The sequence below is a fragment of the Paenibacillus sp. EZ-K15 genome, assembly GCF_002573715.1.
GTDB lineage: Bacteria > Bacillota > Bacilli > Paenibacillales > Paenibacillaceae > Paenibacillus_AQ.
Window position 1 is genome coordinate 415,993 of the sequence record NZ_PDHM01000021.1, and the last position, 19,272, is coordinate 435,264.

A 19,272-nucleotide genomic window follows, 5' to 3' on the forward strand; every position below is an offset into this window, starting at 1 on the left:
AAAGCTAAACTTAAACGACGTGGGTGTTAATTTCTTCACGAAGCTTGAGGATGATCTCGTCCAGCGGCTGGGCACCGATGTCCCCTTCGCCGCGTTTGCGAACGGAAACCGCACCCGCGTTTTTCTCATTCTCGCCAACGATGAACATGTAAGGAATCTTCTCGAGCTGGGCTTCCCGAATCTTGTAGCCCATCTTCTCGTTGCGAAGATCCGACTCGACGGAGATACCGGCGAATTGAAGCTTCTCGGCCACTTCCTTGGCATAGTCTTCAAAGGCATTGGAAACCGGAATGACTTTAACCTGTACCGGTGACAGCCACAGCGGCAGCGCACCTGCAAAATTCTCAAGCAAGAAAGCAGTAAAACGCTCCATCGTACCCAGGATACCGCGGTGGATAACGACCGGACGATGCTTCTGGCCATCGTCGCCGACGTATTCCAGCTCAAAGCGCTCAGGCAGCAGGAAGTCGAGCTGAACGGTTGACAGCGTCTCTTCTTTGCCCAGAGCCGTACGGATCTGAACGTCGAGCTTCGGACCGTAGAAGGCAGCTTCGCCTTCGGCCTCATAGAACGGCATGTCCAGGCTCTCGACGACTTCGCGCAGCATACGCTGGGACATTTCCCACATTTCATCGTTCTGGAAGTACTTCTCGGTATCCTGCGGATCCCGGTAAGAAAGGCGGAAGCGATAGTCATGGATGCCAAAGTCCTTGTAGACGGTCATGATCAGCTGAATAACTCGTGCAAACTCTTCCTTAATCTGATCCGGACGGCAGAAAATATGCGAGTCGTTCAACGTCATTGCGCGCACGCGATGCAAGCCGGTCAGTGCACCGGACATTTCATAGCGGTGCTGCATGCCAAGCTCAGCAATACGGATCGGCAGATCCCGGTAGCTGTGCATATCGCTCTTATATACCATCATATGGTGAGGGCAGTTCATCGGACGAAGAACAAGTTCCTCGTTGTCCATCTCCATTTTCGGGAACATATCTTCCTGATAGTGCTCCCAGTGACCGGACGTTTTGTACAGCTCCACGTTTCCAAGCACAGGCGTGTACACGTGCTGGTAACCAAGGCGCTCCTCCATGTCCACGATATAACGCTCCAAGGTACGGCGCAATTTCGCGCCGTTTGGCAGCCAGATCGGCAGGCCTTGTCCAACGAGCTGCGAGAACGTAAACATTTGCAATTCCTTGCCCAGCTTACGATGATCCCGCTTCTTGGCTTCCTCAAGCAGGTGAAGATGCTCATCGAGCTGCGCTTTTTTCACGAACGCCGTACCGTAAACGCGCTGAAGCATTTTGTTCTTGCTGTCGCCGCGCCAGTATGCGCCTGCCACATTCATGAGTTTGAATACTTTGATCTTTCCGGTTGAAGGGACGTGCGGTCCACGACAGAGATCAAAGAACTCGCCTTGCTCATAGATCGTAATAACGCTATCCTCAGGCAGGGCGTTGATCAGTTCCAGCTTGTACGGATCCCCAAGCTCGCCAAAGATGCGCAGCGCTTCCGCACGGCTCACTTCCTTGCGGACAATCGGAAGATTCTCGCCGATAATGCGTTCCATTTCCTTCTCGATCTTCTGCAGGTCCTCCGGATTCAAAGGCTCTTCAAGATCCATATCATAGTAGAAGCCGTCCTCAATGACCGGACCCACGCCCAGCTTTACTTCTTTCGCTCCATACAACCGCTTGGTTGCCTGAGCCAGCAAATGCGCTGTACTGTGGCGCATCACTTCAAGCCCTTCAGACGTATCCTGGGTTACGATCTCGATCAAAGCACCGTCCTGAAGCGGTGTCGAAAGATCCACGACGATCCCGTCCATTTTTCCCGCGACCGCATTCTTTCTAAGTCCGCTGCTGATTGACGCAGCCACATCCTCAATACTGCTGCCCGCCTCATACTCCCGTACGGAGCCGTCAGGCAATTTAATGCTAATAGCCACCTTGTATTCCTCCCAAGAAAAAGAATTTCACGTTTCTTCCATATATGAAGGACGCGTTAGTCTCCCCGCAAACTCCAGGCATGGACCGCTCGGTGCCCGCCTGGACTTCAACGAAAGATACCGGAACATGCAAAAAACACCCGTCCCGCGAAGGGACGAGTGTTATACCCGTGGTTCCACCCTAATTCGATCTCTCCATCAGCTTATGTACCGGGTACATAATTGATTAAGATCCTTCATCAGCATTGAGTAACGGTCATGAACCGGTGAAGCCTACTCATCCGCATTCATCATGATGTGCGGGTTCGACGACACAGCTACAAAGGGGTAAATCAATGGCGAACCGGAGGAAATTACAGCCGAGGTTTCCTCTCTCTGAGCGGTCAAATCCGGATTGATTCATGTCTTTGTCAGAGCTTTTACGTGAATTTATCAGTAATTATAATCCTCACCGCTTCGGTGCGTCAAGTCATCATTCGTCCGCTTCCGAGAAGCGCACTGCATTCCGGACAGCTGCAGCATACTTCGGCGCGGTTATCAAAGATATGGGCCAATGTCACAATGACGGGAAGCTCAGGCTGTCTCGTATGGATAATCATGCGGGCCGGAGATACCGAAATCAGCGTACTGACCACCATATCTTCAATCTCCATATCCTGGTCCAGCCTTTCCATAACGAGTCCTTCATCTCGAGGACGTTCAATCGGGCGAAGATTGCCATCCAGCAGCAGAAAGTCTTCCTCCCCCTTATGAATGACGTGAACCAGCGGCATTTTGGGCTCCTGAAAATAAACAAAATATTTCAGCAGGCTGACGAACTCCTCGTACTGCTGATCGAGCATAAATTCATCCACTGCATACTCCGCCATCTCGCGGAGCTCCTGTTCGTAGGAATGAAGCCGGAAGGTCATAAATCCATCCAGGTTAAGCTCAGGTGCCTCGTTCAGGCACTGATATATGCCTTCAGACAGCTTGCGTCTGCGGCTCTGCCAGAAGTCCCCAGACGGGCCTTCCTCTTTTTGCAGGAGCATCAAAAACCACTGCAGAATCCGCCCTGCTTCTTCCTCATCATCAAACTCAAATTCCGAGAACATTAACCGTGCAGCAATCTCCTGCTCCTTCTCTTCCATAATATAAGCAGTGACTGCTTCGGAAGTGAGCCGGCGCAGCGTGTCGGCCGATGCGGTCCATGAGGACAGCGGAAGCTTGCCGGAGCACGTCCAAATCACGCGGTCATCCGAAGCGCTGAATGTGAATTTCAGCTGCTTGCATTGTTTATGTAGCTCTTTCTGCTTGTCTGACAATATACGGTGAAACGCCTTTTTCTCGTCTTCCGTCCGTGTACCGACAGAAATGCTGAACAGTTCCATGGAATCACTCCTTTCGAGTTCCCTTTTCAGTATATGGGGACCCGCTCGGGGATATACGGAACTCCTGCTTGGAAAAACAAGCAAGTCCGAAAGAATATCTAATAAATGGCGCGCTGCTCGTAGGTTATACTTTCAGATAATAAAAAAAAGCGGACCGAGTTGCTCGGCCCGCCTTGCGGATCTTCATGAAGTATAGAATTAGTTCTGCATGACGAAGTCGCGCTCAACGGTGCTGTTATCTTCGAACACGCGCAGAATATCATACCGGGTGTTGCGTTGAGCCGGAATGTTGCCGGTCTCACGGATCAATTGAATAATCGATTCAATATTGACCTTATACACGGCTCCTGCGGAAGAAACCACGTTCTCCTCCATCATCGTGCTGCCAAAGTCATTACAGCCATAGCTGAGTGACAGCTTGCCGATCTCAGGGCCCATCGTTACCCAGGACGACTGCAGATTCGGAACGTTATCGATTGCCAAGCGACCGATGGCTACCGTCTTCAAGTACGCCTCCGGCGTTTCACGCTCACGCTTAAGGTTCGTGTTGTCCGGCTGGAACGTAAATGGAATGAAGGCCAGGAAGCCTTTGGAATCATAACCGTTCTGAATGCATTCATCCTGCGCATCACGCACGCGAAGCATATGTAGCGCACGCTCTTCCATCGTTTCGCCCAGGCCGATCACCATGGTAGCCGTCGTGTTCATGCCGACTTTATGGGCCGTTTGCATGACATCCATCCACTGGCGCCATGTGCCTTTCAGACGGCTGACTTTTTTACGGATACGATCATCCAAAATCTCTGCACCGCCGCCAGGCAATGAGTCCAGACCCGCGCTGTGAAGCTCGCGCATCACCTCTTCGAGCGTAAGCCCGGAGATCTCCACCATCTTCATGATTTCCGCCGGGGAGAAGGAATGCATCGTAATGTTTGGAAACCGCTTCTTAATGTTGCGAAGCAGATCCGTATAATAATTGAAAGGCAAATCCGGGTTGACTCCGCCCTGCATCAGAATTTCAGTACCGTTCACATCCTCGGTTTCCTGAATCTTCTGGAAGATCGTCTCATCGGGCAGAACATAGCCCTCGGAAGAGCCCGGTCTGCGATAAAAAGCACAGAAACGGCAGAATACATCACATATGTTCGTGTAATTGATATTCCGGCCGATAACAAATGTCGTGATTGGATCCGGATGCAGACGCTTTGTCATCACATCCGCCGCATGACCAATTTTCTCAATCTCATCACTTTCAAAAAGCGTCACGGTATCTTCGAGGTTTAAACGCTCACCGCGTAAAGCTTTATCCAATATACGGTTTACCGCACTCATTCTTGCAGCCTCCCTACTTAGAGCAAAATAACAAACACCAGTAAAACTTTTTCTATCTCATCCTACCACAATCCGGCATTAAAAACGACATCCCGTCCGTGACAGGATGCCGAATTCTATGATTTGGCAAATCTTCAAATGACGTTCCTAACTTCATGCAAATCTTTAGTAACTGGCAGCAAAAGCCCGATCCAGATCAGCAATCAGATCGTCCACATCCTCGAGTCCGACCGAGAAACGGAGCAAACCATCCGTAATTCCGCGTTCATGCCGAACCTTCTCACCCATGGCCGCATGGGACATCATCGTCGGATACGACAGGATGCTCTCCACGGCCCCCAGGCTGACCGCTACCAGCGGAAGCTTCACATGGTTCAGCACCTGCTTGGCACGCTCGCCTGAGCCGACGTCAAAGGAGATGACCGCGCCATAACCGCTCGATTGCTTCTCATGGACCTCACGTCCCGGGTGATTCAAGAGGCCAGGGTAGTACACTTGCTCAATATCGCTTCTTCCTTGCAGCCAGGCCGCCAGCTTGGCTGCACTTTGCTCGGAGTGGGCCATACGTGTGCTGAGCGTCTTCATGCCGCGCATAAGGAGCCAGGAATCCTGGACCCCAAGCACCGTGCCCAAACCATTTTGCAGCTGTTTCAATTGGTCTCCAAGCTCCTGGGTTCTGGCTACCGCCAGACCTGCCAGCACATCGCTGTGTCCGCCAAGGAATTTGGTCGCGCTGTGAATGACGATATCCACGCCGAATTCAATCGGACGCTGGTAAAACGGCGTCATGAACGTATTATCCAGCAAGGTAAGCAGTCCATGCTCCTTCGCCCAATCCGTCACGGCACCAATGTCGGTAATTTTCAGGGTCGGGTTCGAAGGGGTCTCCATATAGACAGCTTTCGTATTCGGTTTGAGGGCAGCCTTCACCTGATCCAGATCGGTCATGTCTACGAAGGTGCTCTCGATGCCCATACGACATAAAATGCTGGTTAGCAGGCGGTAGGTTCCGCCGTACACATCCTCCGTCACGATCATATGATCGCCCGCGGAGAGCAGCATGAACGAGCTGGAGATCGCCGCCATACCGGAAGCATAAGCGAAACCGCGTACGCCTCCCTCCAAGAGGGCGATATATTCTTCCAGCGCCTGCCTCGTCGGATTGCCGGAACGACTGTAATCATGCAGCGGCGGGTTAAAGATGTCCTCATGATGAAATGTCGAGGCTTGATAGATCGGAACGCTGGAAGCGCCGGTTGCCCGGTCGATTTCCCCGCCGAAATGCAATAGTTTCGTCTCGAAACGGAGTTCATCTTCTTCATGTCCCCGTTTTGCTGATAACTGCTTGGTTTGCGTTTCCAAGCCTGATGGACCTTTATCGATGCTCATTCTCCCGTGCTCCCTTCCACTTCAGCTATGGCTGCGCTCAGTGCAGCATCCAAATCCGCGATCAGATCATCCGCATGCTCGATTCCGACCGAGAACCGGAGCAAGCGGCCATCCACACCGATCGCTTCCCGAATCTCAAGCGGGATGTCCGCATGGGTCTGGACGGCAGGGTAGGTCATCAGAGATTCGACGCCCCCCAGGCTTTCTGCGAACGCAATCAGTTTAATGTGCCGCAGCACGGGCTCCACATAGCGGGCGTCCTTCACCTTGAAGGAGAAGATGCCGGTGTTGCCGCTGGATTGACGATTCTGGATGTCATGTCCCGGATGATCCGGCAGGGCAGGATAATACACCTCGCCAATCGCTGGGTGAGTTGTCAAAAATGTTGCCACTGCGGTTGCATTCGCTTCGTGCCGATCCATGCGCAGGGCAAGCGTCTTCATTCCTCTCATCAGCTGATAGGAATCGGTCGGGCTTAACACCGCGCCGATGGAATTATGAAGGAAAGCCATCTCTTCCGATAGTTCCTTTCCCTTCGTTACGATGATACCCGCCAGCACATCGTTATGTCCTCCCAAATACTTGGTGGCGCTATGTATGACGATATCCGCCCCAAGCTCGATAGGTCTTTGGAAATATGGTGTCAATAGCGTATTATCCACGATGCTGATCAGTTGATGGCGCCTTGCCCACGTACAGACGGCTTCGATATCCGTAATCATCATAAGCGGATTGGTCGGCGTTTCGATAAATACAGCCTTCGTGTTGGGTCTTCTTGCCCCTTCCAGCGCATCCAGGTCATTCGTATCCACATACGTAGCCGTTACGCCGAACTTGGACATAATCCGCTCCAGAAGCCTATAGGTCCCTCCATACAAATCCAGCGATACAATCAGATGATCCCCTTGACCGAACAAAGCAAAGATCGTCTGGAGGGCAGCCATGCCCGAGCTGCAGGCAAAGCCGGCATCACCGGATTCCAGCTCGGCGCAGGCGTCCTCCAGTACCGAACGGGTCGGATTTTTCGTACGGGTGTAATCAAACCCTGTGCTCTGGCCTAATTGAGGATGGCGGTATGCCGTAGCCTGATAAATCGGAAAATTCACGGCTCCGGTTACCGGTTCTTGCACCGACCCGATCTGTGCCAGCCGGCTCTCTATATTCAAAGGTTTCTTCTCCATCACAAACTCTCCTCCCGTATACTTCTATATTTGCGGACCAATATCGTATGGCGTTTCCTGATATACATAGTAATTGAGCCAATTAGTAAATAATAAGTTTGCATGCGCTCGCCATATGGACGGAGGCGTTCTTGTTGGATCATCATTCGGGTAATAGTTGCGCGGCAGCGCGATATCCATTCCTTTGGCAGCGTCCCGATCATACTCCCATTTCAGAGAGTCCGCATCATACTCGGAATGTCCTGTGGCAAAAATCTGCTTGCCATCCCGGCTTGAAACCAAATAAATTCCTGCTTCCTCGGACTCGGACAGGATGACCAGATCGTCAATGCCTGTAATGTCTTCGCGCCGAACTTCCGTATGACGGGAGTGCGGAACAAAGAACATTTCGTCAAATCCGCGGAGCAGCTTGGTACACGCTTCATTGATCGTATGTGGAAATACGCCAAAGCATTTTTCCTCGAGGCTGTATTTCGGCACACCGTAATGATAATAAAGCCCGGCTTGCGATGCCCAGCAAATATGGAGCGTGGAGGTCACATGCGTCTTGGTCCATTCAAAAATTTCAGTAAGCTCATTCCAGTAATTCACTTCTTCAAACTCCAACTGCTCGACTGGAGCTCCTGTAATGATCATGCCGTCAAAACGACGGTTCTTCACTTCTTCAAAGGTTTTGTAAAATGATTTCAAATGCTCAGCCGACGTATTCTTCGAAACGTGGGAACTTGGGTGAAGAAGGACAACATCCACCTGGAGCGGGGAGTTTCCGATCAATCGCAGCAGCTGGGTCTCCGTCGTTTCCTTGGTTGGCATCAAGTTCAGAATAGCTATCCGCAATGGGCGGATATCCTGATGAAATGCATGACTCTCATCCATGACAAAAATGTTTTCTCCAGCCAGAACTTCCTTTGCCGGCAAGGCATCCGGAATTTTAATCGGCATCGTGGCTCACTCCTTCGAAATATGAAATGATACATCCATAAAAAGCTGTGAGAAAGAGCGTTAGACTGTATAAACGCAAGAAAACCTTTCTCAAAGTAGAGAAAGGTCATCATATACGTATCACAATGCGCCTCTCTCATCTGTCAGACTATACAACGGCTTCTAAGAAGCGTCGTATCTCCTGCAAGAATTAGCACCGTGCGATGTTGCCGCCGGTTGCCGGGTTTCATAGGGCTAGTCCCTCCACCTGCTCTTGATAAGATTTCGCTTTATTCAGTTGTCTTAAATTGTTCGTAATTGATACTTACTTTAAATCATTCCCAATTTTTCGTCAAGAACCTTTTCATAAAGTTTGTCACACTTCACCGAAGGTTTCCATACCCTGTACAAATGACACTTGATTGCACCGGATTTCAACTTGAAAGGTCCTACACCCGGCGTTATACTAGACAAGTGCTGTTTAAAACCGAGTATGAAAGAGGTGACATGGAAGATGGACGGTGACCCGAGCCAGAAACTGGATCAAGACGCACAACCGCATAGGATTAAGATCAGTCTACCGGCAGAGGGCGGCGTTATTTTTCATGCGCTTTTATCGTATTCTAACCTTCCTTGACATGCCCCTACACCGGTGGGCTGATATCCTGTGCCTTTACTGCTTAACCAAGCAGCTTGTATTTGACAAAGGAGTGATATCAGATGAAAATCCGGTTGGTCGATTCGGGCGTATTTACCCCTGTTGATGACATCGAAATGACGCTGACCCCTCCGGCCAGCGGCTTCTACTGGCTGGATGCGGACGAGGATGATTTAGCCGAACTGCAACCTCTCTTCTCCCTGCATGATCTTGCGGTTGAGGATTGCCTCAGCGAAGAAGAGCAGCGTCCCAAAATTGAAATATACGAGAACCACTATTTTATCGTCGTGAACAGCATCCGGTTTGACGACGAAGAAATTTTCCTTCGCGCTTTGAACGTTTTCTTGGGCAGGCACTTTATTATTACGATGACCAAGCAAAAAATCCACGAGCTTCGCAGCGTTAAACCGCTTCTCTGGGAGGATGAAGTGAGCACGCCTGACCGCTTTCTCTACCTCTTGATCGACCTTGTCACGGACAACTATTTCTCCGTCGGGGACCGCATCGAGGCGCGGATTGAAAAGCTGGAGGAAGACATCCTCATGCATACGAAAAAATCACACTTAAGCGAGATTATCGGTCTGCGAAGCGAGATTCTTTGGTTGAAAAAAGTGCTTGGACCGCAGAAGGAAGTTATCAATACGCTTAACAAAAAAGATCTACGGCTAATCGATGACCAGTTGCAAAAATATTTCAGCGACATCTATGAAAATGCTGTGAAAATTTCCGAAACCTTCGAGACTTATCGAGATCTCATGGGGAACCTTCGAGAGGCTTACCAATCCAGTATCGCCAATCGGGCCAATGAAATCATGCGTGTGTTTACCGCTATCACAACCATCTTCATTCCACTGACGCTGATTACGGGCATCTACGGCATGAACTTTGACAATATGCCTGAGCTTCACTGGAAATACTCTTATTATGTGGTTCTAGGCATCATGGTTTTTGCCGGTGCTCTTATGTTTTACCTGTTCCGTAAAAAAGACTGGATATGAAATACCACAGAACCACAGACAGAATCAGGACGGATCTCCTTGCCACGAGGAAATCCGTCCTGATTTTCGTTTATGCGGATTAGCTTGCGTTTGCTTTGCCAGACTCTTCCCGCCGGAAGCGAATCCGTATCAGGCGCAGCCGCTCATACAGCTTCTCCATTCCGCCAATGTCTTCTACCTCTCCATTCCGGGCTTGTCCTTCTCCATATACCCGTTGTAATACGGGTTTAAGAAACGTATCGCCCAGCTCTTCAAACGCCTTCCATACCGTTGCCTGCTCTGAAGCCGTCATCGTATTCAATTCAACCTCAAGCAGTTGCTCCGTATCATAACCTTCCTTCTCGAGCCCCTCCAATTCCTCAACCAAATCCCGACGAGATAACGAGGTACGCTCTTCCAGCTGGGCCAGCGAAGCTCCCTCGGCTATCCCAATCAGCATCGTACGGCGGATTCGGAAGCGGTCGAGCTCTTGCTTGTATCGCTGCTCCTTCTGTTTATACAGCCAGGACAAGAACACCTCTTCCTGCAGCTGCTCGTAAACCCAATCCAGTGGAAAGGTTGTGGTTCGTTCGATTTTCGTCGTGATCTCCAGCCACTCCGCCCCATGCTCCGAAGCCTTGCTGACCCCGATTCCCGGAAGCTGCAGCAGCTCTTCCTCATTCTGGGGGATGAAGGCGCTAATCATGCGCAGCACTCGATTGCTGGCAATGAAATAAGGCGCTTTTCTTCCGGAGGCCGCCTTTCTTCTGCGCCAGGCACACAGCTCCGTGTACAACTCCTCCGAGCCATACAGCTCACTGTAGCACTGCAGCTTCTGAGCGCCGAGATTCTTGCCTCCAGTCTCTCCCGGTTCATGGAATACCCCCTCAACTAGCGGCCGGAAGCCCTCTCCAAGCTTCTTCGCTAATTGATGTCGGTACACGCATAATAACTCATTCCATGAATTTCCTTCATACCACTCATCATCGGATACATCACCGTCTGGTTCCATGTTCCGCCAGCCAAGCCGCCATCCCCCCTCTTCCTCACCGATCCATACTTGAGCAGAACGGATGTGACCTGACTCATCCGCTCCGCTCATCTGATTCATGAACACAATTTGCATCCCTCGAATACCTCCCGCTTACGCATTCAGCACAACGATGAAACAACGCAAAAAAGCACCTCTCCTCCGCCGCAGCGACAAAGAAAGGTGCTTCCCGTTCCATACGTTATACTGTTGAAATCATAATACCATAATCTGTAATAAAATCAACCCAATTTTGATTCATTCTATATAAGAAAAAGGGTTAAGCTTGAACGCTCTTGGCCTCATCTACTGCCAGCTTGGCCAACGCCAATGCGCCGCAGAGACCCGCATTATCGCCGAGCATCGGCGGAACGATAAATTGATCAATCCCGTCATGAAGGCTTGGATGCTGAACATATCCGGCCAGCAGCTCCTGAAGCTTCGTGCGGATTAGCGGGAACAGCTGCTCCTGCTTCATAACGCCTCCGCCCATCACGATACGCTGTGGGGACAGAATGAGGACATAATTCATCAGCGCTTGAGCCAGATAATAAGCTTCCATCTCCCAAGCCGGATGATCCGGCGTCAATTCCACACCGGGAACTCCCCAACGTTTGCCAAGAGACGGTCCGGCAGCAAGCCCCTCCAGACAGTCTGCATGATAAGGACATGTCCCTTCATACCGGTCTTCCGGATGGCGGCGCACATAAATATGCCCCATCTCCGGATGAGACAAGCCGTGAATCAATTCACCAGCTACCACGGCGCCTGCTCCTACTCCCGTTCCGATGGTGATATACAGACAGCTATCCAGTCCTTGGGCAGCGCCCCATGTATATTCTCCAAGAGCGGCTCCGTTTACATCGGTATCAAATCCAATCGGAACATTAAAACGCTCTTCCAGTGCTTGGACAATATTGTAATTGCTCCAATGCGGCTTCGGTGTCGTAGTAATACAGCCATAAGTCGGGCTGCCCTTCACCGGATCAATCGGTCCGAAAGAACCGACTCCGATCGCCTCTATATCCTTATCAGCAAAAAAGTTAAAGACGTTTGCCATGGTTTCTTCAGGGGTTGTTGTCGGGAAGCTCACTCGCTCTACAACCGTTCCATCCTCCATACCCACGCCGCAAACGAACTTGGTTCCTCCTGCTTCAATTGCTCCAAGTAAACTCATGCTTCTTCCATCCTCTCCACGATGTGCTGTGCCTTGTTCTCTATATAGTTGTTAACAAGCTCTATTCGAAGCATATGTAAACATTGTGCTCCCGTCAAGTCCGCCCGCCTCTTTCTCTGCTTCTGCCCGTTCCTGACGCGGCCAGCAACAGCCATGAGAACAAAATAATGACAGCCGTCCACGCCCACGCCAGCCCGCTCTCGCCATTGCTTACCGCAACATAAATCGCCGTGGGCAGCGTTTGCGTAACGCCCGGTATATTGCCTGCAACCATCCAGGTTGCCCCAAATTCACCTAAACCTCTGGCAAAAGCCAGAATGAACGCCGAAATCCCCGCTCTGCGGACAAGCGGCAGCGTAATCCAGCGAAGCACCTGCCATTCGCCGGCCCCTGCCGATCGGGCCGAATCCTCAAGCTCCGGGTCCACGGACTCAAAGCCCACCCGCATGCTCTGATACACAAGCGGAAACGAGACCACAATAGCCGCAATAACCGCGGCCCCCCAACTGAAAATGATGGGCCTGGCAAACAGCCATTCGGCAGCTGCGCCAATCCAGCTGTTTCTGCCCAGCATGACAAGCAGAAGAAAGCCAACCACCGTAGGCGGAAGCACAAGCGGAAGCATCAGCAGCGTTTCAACCGCCGTCTTGCCGACAAACGAGCGCCTGGACATCCAGCGCGCTGCCGCTAATCCCAGTATAAATGCAATGATGCTGGACAGCAGTGATGTTTTTATCGACAGCCATACCGGCATCCAGAACATTTCGGTCGCAGTCACGGCGACGCCTCCGCTACCTCAAATCCAGCCTCCGTGAAGATATCCCTGATCTCGGGCTTCCGCATAAATTCGAGGAACGCCTCAGCCTCCTGCGGATGCTTGGCATTGCCCGGAACCGCTGCAGGATATTCGATCGGCTGGTGCTTGTCCGGGTCAACCTCAAGCGCAAGTGTTGCCTTGGCGGAACTCTTCAGATCGGTTTTGTACACAAAACCGGCATCCGCATTCCCCGACTCAACATAAGCAAGAACTTGCGTCACGTCCTTGGCATACACCGCCTTAGATTCGACATCTTCCCAAAGGCCTTCATTCTGAAGAGTCTCCTTCGCATACTCCCCGGCCGGTACCGTATCCGGCTGCCCGATAGCCAGAACACGTACTTCAGGTTTGAGCAGATCGGATAACTGCTTCACGTTCTGTTTGCCAACAGGCTCAATCAGCACCAACGCATTTCGAAACATCAACTGAACCGCATCGGATTGTACAATCCCCTTCTCGACCAGTCGATCCATCGGCTCCGTTGCCGCGGATACAAACAAATCTACAGGCGCCCCTTGCTCGAGCTGTTGTCCTAGAGAGCCCGAACCGCCAAAATTATAACGCAGCGTAACATTCGGATGCTCTGCTTCAAATCGTCGTCCGGTCTCTTCCAAGCTGGATTTGAGACTTGCTGCTGCCGAAACCATAACTTCAACCTTCTTCTCAGCCCCTGAGGGCTGCTTAGAGGTATCGGTTGAAGGAGTCTGGTTGGAGGCACACGCGGATATAAGAAGCAGCATGGCCCCAAGCAGTAATCCGGTCAAGATTGATTTTCCACCGAAATTAAACTGTCTCCACATGACTAGGAAACCACCGCCACCCCAAAAAGATGGCCGAGGCTCTTCATCTCAAGCTCCTCCAGTTTGGTCAAGGCACGTTCGTGATCCACGCTCAAGCGGCATAGTTCCAGTTCGCACTCCATTGGAACCTCGCAATGGATTTCCGCCAAAGACCGGGACAGATGCAGCATTTCCAGATCTGCCTCGATCTTGGTGCGGACCCCTTTGGTCAGTGACTCAAGATTCGCAAGAATTCCTTCCACGGTTTCATACTCCTGAATCAGCTTGACCGCCGTTTTCTCGCCAATCCCACGTACGCCAGGATAATTATCGCTCGTATCTCCCATCAGGCCTTTCACATCGATAACCTGTCTTGGGGAAAGTCCTTTTTCGGCATACAGCGTTTCCGGGGTATAGTGCATATAATTGCCGTGTCCCTTTTTCATGATAATGACGGAAGTGGAATCGTTCACGAGCTGAAGCAGATCGTGGTCCCCCGACAGGATCATGACATTCATGCTATCTCCGTACCGTCTGGCCAGCGTACCGATGCAATCATCGGCCTCATAGCCCACGACGCCTAGGTTCGGAATTCCCAGACATTCCGTCACATCACGAACCAACGAAAACTGCGGAACCAGATCATCCGGCGCTTCCGGACGATTGCCTTTATACGAGGCGAATTGCTCGGTACGAAATGTTTTCGAACCCATATCCCAGCAGCACGCCACATGGGTAGGCTGAAATTTATCGATAGCATCCCACATATACCGCAGGAAGCCGTAAATCGCGTTGGTCGGCACACCCGCTTTGGTTCGACGGATATAGCCGCTTGACGCGGTTGCATAGTAAGCACGAAATAATAAAGCCATCCCGTCTACAAGCATTAAGGATGGTTGTTGATTGGGTATCACAGTCATGATCGCTCCTAACTTTAACTTCTCTGGTATAACCTTAAATATACCTTGTCATTATACCATATCCCTATATAGACTTGGGCTTGTCACAAGGTATTTCTTTGAATTTCCTATCATTGGCTGTTCATAAGAAAAACGTCTATCGACGTACTTTCTCAGTAGACAGACCGCATATAGAGGAAGTTTTTCTTGCGAGATAAGGATGCTAAGCCTCGGATGTTTATACTTTCTTATCTCTTAAAACGAAAGAGCATCCCGGCGGCCAAAAGACCTTGGAATGCTCTACCTTCATCAGCAGGAAAATGTGTCTATGCCGGATCGTTGGCCATCAACAATCGGGGGCCAATCAGCTCTTTCAACCGGCCTCAATTGGGCCGTCATTGCCACCGACCAAAAATAGCCATTCTACTTCTGCCATGACTCCTGATATTGTTCCGCTTTGAAGCCGACGGTCACTTTACTTCCGTCCGTCACGATTGGACGCTTAATCAATCTTCCGTTGGACGATAACAGTTGAATTTTCTCCTCATCGGAAAGTCCAGGCAGCTTGTCTTTCAGGTTCATTTCCTTGTAGACCTCGCCACTCGTATTGAAAAATTTCTTAAGCTCCAGGCCGCTCTTATCGATAAGGTCGGCTAATTCTTCCTTCTCTGGCGGTTGTTCAAAAATATTTTGAAGTTCCAGCTCATGTCCTTCGTTCTGCAGCCATTTGACCGCGTTACGGCATGTCCCGCATTTCGGATATTGATATACTTTCAGTTTGCTCATTCGATACGTTCTCCTTCTCATGTTGTTTTGAAAATATTTAAGTCGCCTCTTGTGCAAGCATATTTCTCAGAGAGTTCATATCCTCAGGAAGCGGAGCTGTGAATACCATCGTGTTCCCCTCAATCGGGTGAATCAGCGTCAGGCTTGCTGCATGCAGCGCCTGCCTGCCCATATAGCGGTCCACCCTCATGATGGATGCGACTTCCGACTCTGCCGATCCCTCGTTCCCATAGGACGCAGCTTCCGTCCCATCTGATCGTAACTCCCGCTCACTGTATACCGGATGCCTATACATCTGATCTCCAATCAATGGACAACCGATGCTAAGCATATGCACCCGAATTTGATGGGTCCGGCCCGTTTCCAGCTTCAACTCAACCAAGGATGCGGAATGATAGGTTTCGCATACCTGATACCGTGTCAATGAAGGATATCCGTCCGGCGTTACGATGCGACGGTGGGGCTCTAACGGATCCCGATCAATCGGACCGTCAATATCGCCTGCCGTCAAAGCAGGCTTGCCATGAACAAATGCTACATACCTCTTGTCGACCGTGCCGGCAATCATTTGTTCGGAAACATGCTGGTGAATATACGGATTCTTGGCCACCACCAACACGCCGGAAGTTTCCTGATCCAGCCTGTGAACCGCTCTGAACCGGTAATTCCAGCCCTTCTCTTGCCAATAGTGAACAACGCCGTTCGCCAGTGTGTCCGTATAATGACCGTGCGTCGGATGCACAATGATCCCCGCCGGCTTGTTCAGAACAAGCAGATGCTCATCCTCGTACAGAATATGAAGTTTCATCGGCTGGGGCAGCATATCGTCTGAACGTTCCTGCTCCATCCGGATTTCGACCAGATCTCCCGCATTCACTTTTACGCTAATGTATACACGGGTCCCGTTCAGCATAATACCCTGCTCGGTCAACTTGAGGCGCGAGAGCAGCTTACGGGATACCCCCATTCGTTTTTGCAATATAGTCTTAAGCAGCATGCCGTCTTCGTGTGGCGACACGACATAGCTGATTGGCGGATAGTACAAACTCATGAATTACCGAAACACCTTTCCACTTCGCTCATATTCGACATCCGGAATCCCGGCGTGCACATTGGCTGCCCGAGCAGTCACAAAGAAATAGTCGGACAATCGGTTCAAATACCGGCGGACCTCCGGATTGATTTCCGTGGTTCGCTGCAGCGAAACGGTCAACCGCTCGGCGCGGCGGCATACGGTCCGACATACATGAAGCAACGAAGACAACGCGCTTCCGCCTGGCAAGATAAAACGTTCAAGCGGAGGGTTCTTCTCCTCGAATGCATCCAGCCATACCTCCAGATTATCCACTAGCTCGGCGCTTACCTTGAGTTTATCCTCTCGAGGTCTCGCATAAGCCAGATCCGAGCCGCAATCGAACAGTTCATGCTGGATTCGAACGAGCTGAAGATGCAGCTCCTCAAATTCGGCTTCCTTGGCCAAACATACGGCTTGGCCGACAAAGCTGTTCAATTCATCGATCGTGCCGTACGCTTCGATGCGCGGATCATCCTTGGGCACGCGACCGCCAATAATTGAAGTTTCCCCCGCATCTCCCGTTCGCGTATATACCTTCATCCCATCTTCCTCCATTTCAAAGTCCGGTCCTTATTGAACGAACATCATATTTCTTATTTTATTATGCTCAACTATAGCATAATTTCGGATAACGGTCCCCCTATGGCGGAATAAGTCCCAGGCGAAATCATGATTCCGGGGCCAGGTTCTATCGTCAAGGGGAAATCATTTAAACGCAAACAAGGCTGATCCTTGAGTCATTCCACTCAGGAGCAGCCTTGTATTATTCAACAAACCGTATTTTATAGTTTCTTTTTTGGATGAGCCTTCATATATTCGTTTATCTTCAAATCCAGCAAACTGCTGATCTCGATGACAATTTCGGACGTAAAGGACTGCTCTTCCAAAAAAATCTGTTCCATCTTCCGGCGAAGCATGTGAATTTCGTCTTCCAAGGTAATTTCCTGAGGAGTGGATTTGGCTGATTTAATTGACCATTTACCGTGATTATCGTCTTCAGCCGTATAGTCACCACGGTAGTTTGACAATTCATAATCACAAAACACTGGTGATCCCTCCTTGGAAAGTAAAATTCTGCCCCCAAAATAAAATTATAACATATATTTTCCCAATGGAAAGTGAATTTTTTGTTAATTCAAGGAAAAAGTTCAACGAATTCCTTGCCTACTTTATTTTTTCCACAAAATTGCCCATTCTCTCCAAGGCCTCATTCAGCTGGGCAATGGATGTAGCATAAGAGCAGCGGATGAATCCTTCCCCGCCCAGACCGAATGCGGTGCCTGGTACGGCAGCCACTTTCGCCTCAGTCAGCAAGCGCTGGGCAAATTCTTCTGAGCCGAGTCCCGTTCGCTTGATACTCGGAAATGCGTAAAACGCTCCCTGTGGTTCGTGGCAATCCAAACCGATCTCGCGCAGCCCTTGAACCACCAGTCTGCGCCGCTGGTTATAGGATTCAACCATTCGATCCTTCTCCCCCATGCCGTTGCGCAATGCTTCGAGCGCGGCGACTTGCCCCATTGCGGGTGCACACATGACCGTATATTGGTGTATTTTCAGCATGGCGCCGATCAGATCGGCATGAGCACACACATACCCCATACGCCAGCCGGTCATAGCAAACGCCTTCGAGAAGCCGCTCACCAGTATGGTGCGGTCCATCATGCCTGGCATCGAGGCAAAGCTGACATGTTTGCCTTCATATGTGAGCTCCGCATAGATTTCATCGGAGATCACAATCAAATCGTGTTTTTCCACCACTTCTGCAATGGGCAGCCAATCCTCATAGGTCATGATGGCTCCCGTCGGATTGCTTGGGTAGCACAGGATCAGAATCTTCGATTTGGGCGTGATTTGCGCTTCAAGCGCCTCGGCCGTCAGTTTGAAATGATGCTCTGCCGTCGTTTCAATACCAACGGGTACCCCGCCACCGATTGAAGCAATCGGCGAGTAAGAAATGTAACACGGTTCGGGAATCAGAATTTCATCTCCGGGAACAATCAAGGCACGCAGCGCCAGATCAATCGCTTCACTGCCGCCTACGGTTACAATCATTTCATTGGCAGGATTATAGGTCACGTGGAAACTGTCATTCAAATATTCCGCGATCGCCTCCCGCAGTTCCGGCATACCGGCATTGGACGTATATCCTGTAAACCCGCGCTCCAATGAATACACGCAAGCTTCGCGTACATGCCACGGAGTTACGAAATCAGGCTCACCGACACCAAGTGTGATAATATCCTTATTTCCACTGACGAGATCAAAAAATTTCCGGATTCCAGAGGGTTGAATGTCCCTGACCCTAGGCGCCAAATAAGAGCTCATCGATTTCCTGTTATTTTCTGCAAGCTGCTGTTCGTTCACAATCATAGCACACGCTTCCTTTACGGCGAGATCAGGAGACGATTGTCTTCTTGACGTTCTTCAAAAATAATCCCGTCTTGTTTATATTTTTTCAAAATAAAATTCGTTTTGGTCGATAATACAGAATCGATAGGTGACAGCTTCTCCGAAACAAAGTTGGCCACCTCACGCAAATTTCTGCCTTCCACTTCAACCAGCAAGTCGTAGGCGCCAGACATAAGATAGACCGACTTCACCTGCGGGAATAAATAAATCCGCTCCGCAATTCCTTCAAAGCCTCTTCCGCGCTCAGGTGTAATTTGAACCTCGATCAGCGCCGTAACCTTCTCGTCTTCCATCTTGCCCCAGTTGACAACGGTCGCATACTTAACAATGACGTGATCTCGTTCAAGCTCCGCAATGGAGGTCTTTATTTCTTCCTCATCTACACCGAGTAGAGTAGAGAGTAGAGCCGGCGATCTTCTCGCGTCTTCTTTCAGCAGGTCAAGCACCTTCAGTTTCAATTCGCTAAGCTCTTCCATATACGTATCCTCCAGCACTTATTCCGAATAACCATTCTTCATGCATGA

General features: G+C 50.4%; 18 protein-coding genes and 1 riboswitch. Of the genes, 1 reads left to right on the top strand and 17 read right to left on the bottom strand.

Translation table 11 applies throughout. From position 1 onward, the window contains the following. Positions 1–10 precede the first annotated feature (10 nt). The 6 genes from thrS to metA all read right to left on the bottom strand — a co-directional run bounded on the left by thrS (position 11) and on the right by metA (position 8,162). Positions 11–1,948: a threonine--tRNA ligase gene (thrS, locus tag CRG97_RS25935; protein ID WP_098748550.1), complete on the bottom strand. Its 1,938-nt coding sequence runs from the start codon at positions 1,946–1,948 to the stop codon at positions 11–13. A gap of 464 nt (positions 1,949–2,412) precedes the next feature. After that, complete coding sequence (locus CRG97_RS25940; protein WP_098748551.1) at positions 2,413–3,318, bottom strand: putative sporulation protein YtxC; 906 nt, start codon at positions 3,316–3,318, stop codon at positions 2,413–2,415. A 198-nt stretch (positions 3,319–3,516) separates the two neighbouring features. Further along, on the bottom strand, positions 3,517–4,650 hold the full coding sequence (mqnC, locus tag CRG97_RS25945) for a cyclic dehypoxanthinyl futalosine synthase (protein ID WP_015737124.1): 1,134 nt from the start codon (positions 4,648–4,650) through the stop codon (positions 3,517–3,519). 165 nt (positions 4,651–4,815) lie between these two features. After that, positions 4,816–6,039: an aminotransferase class I/II-fold pyridoxal phosphate-dependent enzyme gene (locus CRG97_RS25950; RefSeq protein ID WP_237566581.1), complete on the bottom strand. Its 1,224-nt coding sequence runs from the start codon at positions 6,037–6,039 to the stop codon at positions 4,816–4,818. Next, a complete protein-coding gene (locus CRG97_RS25955) occupies positions 6,036–7,220 on the bottom strand; it encodes a PLP-dependent transferase (RefSeq protein WP_098748552.1) in 1,185 nt (394 codons plus the stop codon). The genes CRG97_RS25950 and CRG97_RS25955 overlap by 4 nt, the downstream gene beginning before the upstream one ends. Positions 7,221–7,244: 24 nt before the next feature. After that, positions 7,245–8,162: a homoserine O-acetyltransferase MetA gene (gene metA, locus CRG97_RS25960; protein WP_098748553.1), complete on the bottom strand. Its 918-nt coding sequence runs from the start codon at positions 8,160–8,162 to the stop codon at positions 7,245–7,247. A gap of 133 nt (positions 8,163–8,295) precedes the next feature. Continuing rightward, a riboswitch (SAM riboswitch) is annotated at positions 8,296–8,425 on the bottom strand. Between the two features lie 436 nt (positions 8,426–8,861). On the opposite strand from metA, the gene corA reads away from it, so the two are divergent. Beyond that, positions 8,862–9,797 carry a magnesium/cobalt transporter CorA gene (corA, locus tag CRG97_RS25965; RefSeq protein ID WP_076324508.1) on the top strand — a complete coding sequence of 312 codons (936 nt, stop codon included), beginning with the start codon at positions 8,862–8,864 and terminating at the stop codon, positions 9,795–9,797. 79 nt (positions 9,798–9,876) lie between these two features. Here the strand turns inward: corA and CRG97_RS25970 are convergent, their stop codons facing one another. The 11 genes from CRG97_RS25970 to CRG97_RS26020 all read right to left on the bottom strand — a co-directional run bounded on the left by CRG97_RS25970 (position 9,877) and on the right by CRG97_RS26020 (position 19,224). Next, entirely contained in the window at positions 9,877–10,902 is a 1,026-nt protein-coding gene (locus CRG97_RS25970) for an HRDC domain-containing protein (protein WP_098748554.1), read from the bottom strand. Between the two features lie 184 nt (positions 10,903–11,086). Then, positions 11,087–11,983, bottom strand: a complete 897-nt coding sequence (locus tag CRG97_RS25975; protein ID WP_098748555.1) for an ROK family protein — start codon at positions 11,981–11,983, stop codon at positions 11,087–11,089. Between the two features lie 94 nt (positions 11,984–12,077). Further along, positions 12,078–12,761 (bottom strand): molybdate ABC transporter permease subunit, encoded by a 684-nt coding sequence (gene modB / locus CRG97_RS25980; protein ID WP_237566582.1) that lies wholly within the window; start codon positions 12,759–12,761, stop codon positions 12,078–12,080. Beyond that, positions 12,758–13,564: a molybdate ABC transporter substrate-binding protein gene (modA, locus tag CRG97_RS25985; protein ID WP_237566583.1), complete on the bottom strand. Its 807-nt coding sequence runs from the start codon at positions 13,562–13,564 to the stop codon at positions 12,758–12,760. The genes modB and modA overlap by 4 nt, the downstream gene beginning before the upstream one ends. A gap of 38 nt (positions 13,565–13,602) precedes the next feature. Continuing rightward, the gene (locus CRG97_RS25990) at positions 13,603–14,493 is read right to left on the bottom strand and encodes a 5'-3' exonuclease (RefSeq protein ID WP_098748557.1); all 891 of its coding nucleotides are present in this window, start codon (positions 14,491–14,493) and stop codon (positions 13,603–13,605) included. Between the two features lie 408 nt (positions 14,494–14,901). Next, the gene (locus tag CRG97_RS25995; RefSeq protein ID WP_098748558.1) at positions 14,902–15,264 is read right to left on the bottom strand and encodes an arsenate reductase family protein; all 363 of its coding nucleotides are present in this window, start codon (positions 15,262–15,264) and stop codon (positions 14,902–14,904) included. 37 nt (positions 15,265–15,301) lie between these two features. Continuing rightward, complete coding sequence (locus tag CRG97_RS26000; RefSeq protein ID WP_098748559.1) at positions 15,302–16,315, bottom strand: RluA family pseudouridine synthase; 1,014 nt, start codon at positions 16,313–16,315, stop codon at positions 15,302–15,304. Between the two features lie 3 nt (positions 16,316–16,318). Further along, the gene (locus CRG97_RS26005; RefSeq protein ID WP_098748560.1) at positions 16,319–16,879 is read right to left on the bottom strand and encodes a cob(I)yrinic acid a,c-diamide adenosyltransferase; all 561 of its coding nucleotides are present in this window, start codon (positions 16,877–16,879) and stop codon (positions 16,319–16,321) included. Positions 16,880–17,121: 242 nt separating this feature from the next. Next, the gene (locus CRG97_RS26010) at positions 17,122–17,385 is read right to left on the bottom strand and encodes an aspartyl-phosphate phosphatase Spo0E family protein (RefSeq protein ID WP_098748561.1); all 264 of its coding nucleotides are present in this window, start codon (positions 17,383–17,385) and stop codon (positions 17,122–17,124) included. 118 nt (positions 17,386–17,503) lie between these two features. After that, positions 17,504–18,709, bottom strand: a complete 1,206-nt coding sequence (locus tag CRG97_RS26015; RefSeq protein WP_076324517.1) for an aminotransferase class I/II-fold pyridoxal phosphate-dependent enzyme — start codon at positions 18,707–18,709, stop codon at positions 17,504–17,506. 14 nt (positions 18,710–18,723) lie between these two features. Beyond that, positions 18,724–19,224 carry an Lrp/AsnC family transcriptional regulator gene (locus CRG97_RS26020; protein WP_076324518.1) on the bottom strand — a complete coding sequence of 167 codons (501 nt, stop codon included), beginning with the start codon at positions 19,222–19,224 and terminating at the stop codon, positions 18,724–18,726. Positions 19,225–19,272: the final 48 nt, after the last annotated feature.

What these genes read in the sequence shown, in the direction of transcription:
- mqnC (WP_015737124.1), bottom strand. Translation starts at nt 4,650, where the DNA reads ATGAGTGCGGTAAACCGTATATTGGATAAAGCTTTACGCGGTGAGCGT.
- CRG97_RS25995 (WP_098748558.1), bottom strand. Translation starts at nt 15,264, where the DNA reads ATGAGCAAACTGAAAGTATATCAATATCCGAAATGCGGGACATGCCGT.
- CRG97_RS25975 (WP_098748555.1), bottom strand. Translation starts at nt 11,983, where the DNA reads ATGAGTTTACTTGGAGCAATTGAAGCAGGAGGAACCAAGTTCGTTTGC.
- CRG97_RS26020 (WP_076324518.1), bottom strand. Translation starts at nt 19,224, where the DNA reads ATGGAAGAGCTTAGCGAATTGAAACTGAAGGTGCTTGACCTGCTGAAA.
- CRG97_RS25940 (WP_098748551.1), bottom strand. Translation starts at nt 3,318, where the DNA reads ATGGAACTGTTCAGCATTTCTGTCGGTACACGGACGGAAGACGAGAAA.
- CRG97_RS25950 (WP_237566581.1), bottom strand. Translation starts at nt 6,039, where the DNA reads ATGAGCATCGATAAAGGTCCATCAGGCTTGGAAACGCAAACCAAGCAG.
- corA (WP_076324508.1), top strand. Translation starts at nt 8,862, where the DNA reads ATGAAAATCCGGTTGGTCGATTCGGGCGTATTTACCCCTGTTGATGAC.
- CRG97_RS26015 (WP_076324517.1), bottom strand. Translation starts at nt 18,709, where the DNA reads ATGATTGTGAACGAACAGCAGCTTGCAGAAAATAACAGGAAATCGATG.
- metA (WP_098748553.1), bottom strand. Translation starts at nt 8,162, where the DNA reads ATGCCGATTAAAATTCCGGATGCCTTGCCGGCAAAGGAAGTTCTGGCT.
- CRG97_RS25970 (WP_098748554.1), bottom strand. Translation starts at nt 10,902, where the DNA reads ATGCAAATTGTGTTCATGAATCAGATGAGCGGAGCGGATGAGTCAGGT.
- CRG97_RS25955 (WP_098748552.1), bottom strand. Translation starts at nt 7,220, where the DNA reads ATGGAGAAGAAACCTTTGAATATAGAGAGCCGGCTGGCACAGATCGGG.
- CRG97_RS26000 (WP_098748559.1), bottom strand. Translation starts at nt 16,315, where the DNA reads ATGAGTTTGTACTATCCGCCAATCAGCTATGTCGTGTCGCCACACGAA.
- CRG97_RS26005 (WP_098748560.1), bottom strand. Translation starts at nt 16,879, where the DNA reads ATGAAGGTATATACGCGAACGGGAGATGCGGGGGAAACTTCAATTATT.